The 6744-nt window shown below is 56.2% G+C and carries 6 protein-coding genes; 1 reads left to right on the forward strand and 5 read right to left on the reverse strand.

The window, feature by feature from the left end; translation table 11 throughout:
* On the reverse strand, positions 1–376 hold a 376-nt coding region (locus M0974_RS16385), incomplete at its 3' end, for an NAD(P)H-binding protein (protein ID WP_297838796.1).
* 311 nt (positions 377–687) lie between these two features.
* On the opposite strand from M0974_RS16385, the gene M0974_RS16390 reads away from it, so the two are divergent.
* Positions 688–1149, forward strand: a complete 462-nt coding sequence (locus M0974_RS16390) for a helix-turn-helix domain-containing protein (protein WP_297838798.1) — start codon at positions 688–690, stop codon at positions 1147–1149.
* Positions 1150–1430: 281 nt separating this feature from the next.
* Here the strand turns inward: M0974_RS16390 and M0974_RS16395 are convergent, their stop codons facing one another.
* The 4 genes from M0974_RS16395 to M0974_RS16410 form a co-directional block, all read right to left on the reverse strand.
* Entirely contained in the window at positions 1431–2255 is an 825-nt protein-coding gene (locus M0974_RS16395; RefSeq protein WP_297838801.1) for a LysR family transcriptional regulator, read from the reverse strand.
* A gap of 161 nt (positions 2256–2416) precedes the next feature.
* On the reverse strand, positions 2417–3547 hold the full coding sequence (locus M0974_RS16400) for an alkene reductase (protein ID WP_297838804.1): 1131 nt from the start codon (positions 3545–3547) through the stop codon (positions 2417–2419).
* Between the two features lie 460 nt (positions 3548–4007).
* Complete coding sequence (locus M0974_RS16405; protein WP_297838807.1) at positions 4008–5297, reverse strand: MFS transporter; 1290 nt, start codon at positions 5295–5297, stop codon at positions 4008–4010.
* 42 nt (positions 5298–5339) lie between these two features.
* Complete coding sequence (locus M0974_RS16410) at positions 5340–6479, reverse strand: mandelate racemase/muconate lactonizing enzyme family protein (protein WP_297838810.1); 1140 nt, start codon at positions 6477–6479, stop codon at positions 5340–5342.
* Between the last annotated feature and the right edge of the window lie 265 nt (positions 6480–6744).

The raw sequence follows: 6744 nt of genomic DNA on the forward strand, positions 1-6744 counted from the left end.
GAAGCGACAGGGCCGTGATCATCCCCAGCCCGCTGGTTCTGTTCGCACCCATTGATGAGAGTGCTACCACCCGCGGCGGTGCTGCCTGGGCAAGCGCACCGACGTAGTTTGCAATCACAGCCTTCGCTTCTTTGTAATCAGGCGAAGGTGCCCATTCAGTTGGCAACATCACAAACGCGCCTTCGACATCTCTAAGCGCCATCTCAATGGCTGCCGAATCACTCCAGTCGCCATCTACCAGTTGCACGCCTTCGTCGGCCCACTTCGCCGCCTTTCCACGATTCCGAACGAGCGCACGTACTTCTTTGCCTTGCGCTAACAGATGTTTTGCCGTTGCGCCGCCAACTTTTCCCGTAATTCCCATGACTAAAAACATGAGCGCTCTCCTGATCTTTAGGATTCTTGTACATAAAGGCCAACTAACAGGCAGGAATTACTACCGATACGCTTTAGTTGGAGTAAGTGATTCCAAACCATCGCCCCGATCAATCGTCAGACGGCAAAGCCACTCCAAACGTGATCCGCCTGTATGCCGGAGCCAGTGAAGAGAAAGCGGGTGAGAACAGAAAGGGACATGGAAGCTCCTCGAGTGGGACTTATTAATTGGGATAGGTCTACTATAGAGACCGCCGCCTCGTGCCGTAAGGAGGCAGTTTTTTGTAACCAGCAGATCCCGAGGAATTCCGCATGAGCAACGCATTGAGTGCTATCGAAAGATTTAGCCGATATCCGTTGGGCGAGTCCCAATCCGTGCACTGCCCGGTTCGAGACGTGCTCGACCGTATCGGCGACAAATGGAGCATGCTCATGATCATGGCTCTCGCGATGCGACCACACCGCTTCAGCGAGCTTCACCGCGCTGTCCATGACATTTCCAAGCGCATGCTCACCCAGACCTTGCGCGATTTGGAGCGCGATGGACTGATCACCCGCCATGTCTCTCCGACCAAGCCGCCGGGCGTTGAATATCGGTTGGCCCCACTGGGCCAATCGCTGCTGGAACCGATGGCGGGCCTCATCGATTGGGCGGATCGTCGCTACGGCGACATCCATGCCGCACGCGCCCGCTTTGACAGCACGCCCAGTGATGTCCCACGTCAGGATTTACCTGCTCAATCGGAGGTGCTGCCTGACAGCGCCAACCGGTAAGGGTGAGCAACTCAAACCGGCACCCTGTCCACTCCCTACCAAGACCCGCAGCTGAAGACAGGGCTTCCCAAAAGCAGTCGCTCGCGACCGCCTGCAACGGGTCGATTTCAACCACTCGGGATAGGCTGGAATCGGCCAACAGCGGACCTTCGCATTTCAGCTATGACAGCCAGTTCAAGCCCCGCTCAAATCATCCCAATAGGGAGGAACGCCAATCGCATTGATGAAGTAGTCCCACACTACGCGAACTTTCTGGGAGCGGAGTCGATTCTCGGGGGAAATCAAATGTATCTGGCTTGGTGTCTGCTCAACCGCCCCCTCCCAATCGGCAAAAGCTGAATGAGCTGCTTGTTCATGAAGCTCTCTCTGCTGAAAATCCAGGAAGGAAAAAACACAATCCCTCGCCCCGCGAGTGCCGCCTCTACCAGTACCTGCGCATTGTTGCTTCTGAGCGGGCCATGCACCTCGATAATTTTCACCTTGTTACTGGCGGGCTTCCCAAAATACCAGCGTTGCGCCCCGCCTGTTCCCTTGTAGACCAGGCACGCATGGTTCTGCAGATCCTCTGGCGAAGCGGGTTTGCCGTACCTTGCTATGTACCCTGCGCTAGCACACAGGACGTATTGCTGGTCGCAAATTTTCCGGCCAATTAATCCGGAATCTTCAAGGTGGCCCACCCGAAATATGATGTCTGCGCCCTCCTGAACCGGGTCGACAAAGGCATCGGTGACCGTAAGCTCAACAATCAATTGCGGATACTTGTCATACAGACCATTCAACAGTTTCACGATATGCAGGCTGCCGAACGCAACTGGCGCATTGATCCGCACAAGACCACGAATCTCGCCTACCTTACCGGTGACTTCCTCATCGGCGGCATCGAGCAACTCCAACACTTCGCGGATCTGAACGTAATAGCGTTCGCCCGCATCCGTCAGCTTTACTGCGCGAGTATTCCGATAGAGGAGCTGCTGGCCCAGGTCCCGCTCCAGTGCCGAGATGAAGCGTGAAACGGAGGACGCAGGGACGCGAAAATGTCGAGCCGTCGCCGAAAAGCTGCCGGTCACGGCGACCATGGCAAAGTATCGGTGCGCTTTGAGGTGCATAGGGGAAGTCTCCAGCAGGAGGCGCAGTAAATCTGTACTAAAACAGAACGGCCGCTGATTGTCCTCTCGCTTCTATTTGCATCAGGCATGCAAAAACAGCCGCACCGATTACCGGGGACGGCTGCCAAATCTCGGGAAATGAACCCTGCTGTCGCGATTACTTACCCTCGATGGGGTGGGTAATCGACATAACCTTCGGCTCCGCCTCCGTAAAACGTTTCACGCTTTGGCTCAGTCAGAGGCCAGTTGTTCTGCAAGCGCGCCACCAGATCAGGGTTGCTGATATAAGCGGTGCCAAACGCGGCGAGGTCCGTGATTCCGTCATTAATCAGGTCTTGCGCACGTTGGCGCGACATGCCGCCCGCCAGAATAAGCGCGGTGCCAGGCAATTTTGATTTCATGGTCGACAGCAAATTGATAAAGGTCGCTTTCGGGCCGCCACCGCCACCCTCGGTACCCGGGGCAGGAAACCCGGACTGATCCATGACATGTACATAGGCCAGTTGCCGGGCACCAATTTCTGCAGCAAGCGCGGTGTAGGTTTCATCGATCTGCTCATACAACGGCATATCGAACAGTTGTCCGTACGGCGAAATACGGATACCTACACGCCCCGCGCCAATCCGCGCAACCACGGCGTCAATGACTTCCAGCGTGAAGCGCAGACGATTTCCCAACTGATCCGCGGAGTATTGATCGCTCCGATCATTGACCAGCGGATTCATGAACTGCTCGAACAGATAGCCATTGGCACCATGAATTTCTACGCCATCAAAACCTGCCTCGATCGCATTTTCGGCCGCCTGCGCGAACTCACCGACGATCCGAGAAACCTCGGCCGTTGTAAGCTGGCGCGGCGCAGGTGGCTCTACCAACGCCGGCTTGCCGTCAGCGTCGTAGCCAAAAGCTGTCGCGCCAACTGCTTGCTTCGACGTGGCGCTGACCGGCAGTTTCCCGCCCTCTTGGATCGACGGATGGGAAACACGCCCCACGTGCCAGATTTGCGCAAACATCTTGCCACCCACGGAATGAACCGAATTGGTGGTGAGGCGCCATCCAGCGATCTGCTCGGGGGTGAAGATGCCAGGATTAAAGAGGTAGCCTTGACCTTCACGAGATATCGGCGTGCCCTCGCTGACGATCAAACCTGCGGTGGCGCGTTGCGCGTAATACAACGCCACTCGCTCATCGGCGACATCATTGGGTGCGCGAGATCGGGTTAACGGCGCCATGACGACACGATTTTTGAGCGTGGTGTCACCCATGCGGAATGCTTCGAAGAGTTTCGACATTTAAGTTTCCATATTTGATCGAGTGGAAGGACGATCAGCTGAGCGACAGGTAATCAATGCAAACTGTCTTGAACTCACGCCAATAGCCTGATGAGTTGCAGGGATGGATCGATCGTAACTTCGGAGTCCTGGTGCAACAATCCACTCAGATCGCAAATGACTTTTGCTTTTTTAGCAACGTCTGAATGACTGTTACTGAGGAGACCTGGATGCCGGCTCCACTCATATGGGCCCAGCTGTTCTGCACGACTCAGCAGTCAGGACACCCGAGCTGCCTGTACGAATCCACAGTCGTTTTCTGCTCGTGGCGACAGGCAACGATCAGCCAGAAGCGGACGGCGGCTGAACTGACGGGCAAGCGTTTAGACGCGGGACAGTCGCTGGCAGCAGGCATCTCTCGCCGAGAGCAGCGGCCGCATGCTGTGTAAACAACATACGGTCATTGTTCCAAGTCACTCCGTTATCGCGTCACTACGGCCGCGTTGTCAGTCGGCGCCTGATGCTTCTGCCCTTTCACTGCCAACACTACGACTACCATCCCCAAGCCACACACGGCGGCCGAGATGACGAAGGCCACGTTGTACCCGCCGCCGTATTGCACCACCAGCCCGGTCAATGTGGGCGCGATGATCCCCGCAAGATTTGCCAGCAGGTGAACGAAGCCACCGGTACCGCCGACGCGGTTCTTGGGCACGATGTCCTGAATCAACGCCCAGCAAATCTGCGGGGTCACGAACAGGAAAATACTGGACACGGTGATACAGGCAACCGCCATACCCAACGAAGTTACTTGCGTGGTGGTCAATACGCACACCGCCGCTACCCCAAGACCTACGATAAGCATGATTTTACGGGCCAGAATCACATTACCGAGTTTCTTGCCCAGCACGTCGGTGAGGAAACCACCGCCCAAAAAACCCACCGCTGCGCCCAGCCAAGGGATCACACCAATGATGCTCATGCTTTTAATGTCGAGATGCTGGTAGTCCATCAAGTAGCTGGGCAACCAAGTGAGAAAAAAGTACAGAACATAGTTGAAGCAGAAGAACGCCACCGCTACCGCCAGCACCGGTGCGGAAAAGATATAGCTGAACAAGCTCCGGCCCTCTTCAACACTTTCGACCAGCACTTCTTCCCGGCTGGCCCTGATTAATTCACGCTCTGCCTGGGAAACTTTCGGGTGCTGCTCGGGCGTGTCTTTGAAAATCATCAGCCAGGCCAACAACCACAACGCACCCAGCACGGCGATGACCACAAAAGACACGCGCCAACCATAGTTAAGCGCCACCAGCCCTACCACCGGGCCGGCCAGTGCCGCCCCCAGCGGTTGTCCGCAGTTGGTGAAGCCTAGCGCCCGGCCCGCTTCTTCCCGGGGAAACCAGTTGGTAATGGCCTTGTTGGTGGTGGTGCCCATCGGCCCCTCGCCCATGCCAAAAAACACCCGAAAAATCAGCAACTGCACGTAACCGGTGATCACTGCGGTCAAACCGCAGAACACCGACCAGGTTCCCGCCGCCCAGGCGAATACTTTTTTCGGCCCGTAAGTATCGGCCGCCCAGCCACCGATAAAGCACAGGGCGCAATAGCCAATGAAAAAGGCGCTGAAAATGAAGCCCATCTGCGCGTCGTCGATGTGCAATTCGCTCTTGAGCAGCGGCGCGACCACTGAGAGTGCCGCCCGATCCAGGTAATTGAGCATGCCTGCAAAGAACAGCAAACCAGCGATGTACCAGCGATAGTTGCCTTTCATTTTTTTATGGCCTTTTTTATTAGTAGAAACAGCTGAGCGGACTTAGTCGATCAACGCACGCTCGACGCAGTAGTCTTCGATCACCTGCAGATCTGGCGCGAAACCCAAACCGGCGGCGGACGGTAGATCCATCCTCGGTTTGAATGCCAAGGCGGGATACAACAGGCGCTCGAACTCAATGAACGGCACCTCCATGGCCACCTCGTGGGGCAACAATGTGCACAGGTGAGCCACGACCAACAGACCTGGGCCGAAGTAAAAACAGTGCGGCACGACTTTCACACCGTGATGCTTCGCCAGTGCAAACACCTGGAGCATTGCGCTGATGCCACCGACCTTCGCTACGCTGGGTTGTAAGACATCAACCGCCTGGTGTTCGAGCAACGCTTTGATGCCTTGCACTCCAGCGGCGTTCTCACCAGCGGACAACGGCACACCTATGCGACGCACCAGTGCCAGCCCGGCGACGTCGTCGGGTGGCCACACCGGTTCTTCCAGCCAGGTCAGTTCAAGCCCCTTCAAGCGCTGAGCGATATCGCTGGCCTCAGCCACTGACCATGGGCAGTTGACATCGACCATCAGCTCGCCCGCCGTCACGGGCAGCGCCACGCGGGCAGCGGCGATCGCATCGACATCGGTTTCATGCAGTTTGATTTTGCGAAAACCTAGATCCCGGGCGCGGCTGACCTGACGATGCACCTCGTCAGGGTCATTGCCATAACTGACCAGACTGGCATACAACTCCAGCGTTCGCGGTACGCCGCCGAGCAGTTGATACAGTGGGACGCCTGCGTCCTGAGCGGCGAGATCCCAGAGGGCAATGTCCATTCCCGAGAGTGCGTAGACCATCGGCCCGGTGGAGCCAAAACCATGAACGGCGCGGCGCACTCGTTCCAGGGTTTGCTCGCGATCTTCGAGCCGCGTTCCAATGAACATCGGCCCGACGACATCGGATAACGCCTTGAACGTCACCGGGTTGGAACCGTGTCCGAACGCCTCGCCCCACCCCACCATGCCGGTGTCTGTGGTGACTTTGAGCATCAGGCTTTCCATACGCCGATGGCTCGGAGAGGCGGCATTGAACGCGTCATCGTCCTTGGCCCGGCCCCGGTTTTGCCGGGACTCAGTACCTGCGCTGAACGGGATGCTGATGCGGATGATTTCGATACTGCGAATAATCACAGGTCGGTCACTCCAAGTTTTATTGGATTTATAGGTCTGCACAATACAGGTACGTTATCGTACAACACCGAAAGTAAGCATGGAACATTTGAGACACTCAGACCGTTCTTTTCTGATCATGGTTGAGAAGCGTGATGGAACCCGAAGCAATCAAATAGGGTATATAGCTATGTAAATATACCTATGCAATCATAGCAATATGAAAGACACCAAAAAAACACTCAAACACGTCCCAGAGTTCCGCGACAACATCGTCGCACTCGCC

Origin of the sequence: Pseudomonas sp. (genome assembly GCF_026224925.1) — a bacterium.
GTDB lineage: Bacteria > Pseudomonadota > Gammaproteobacteria > Pseudomonadales > Pseudomonadaceae > Aquipseudomonas.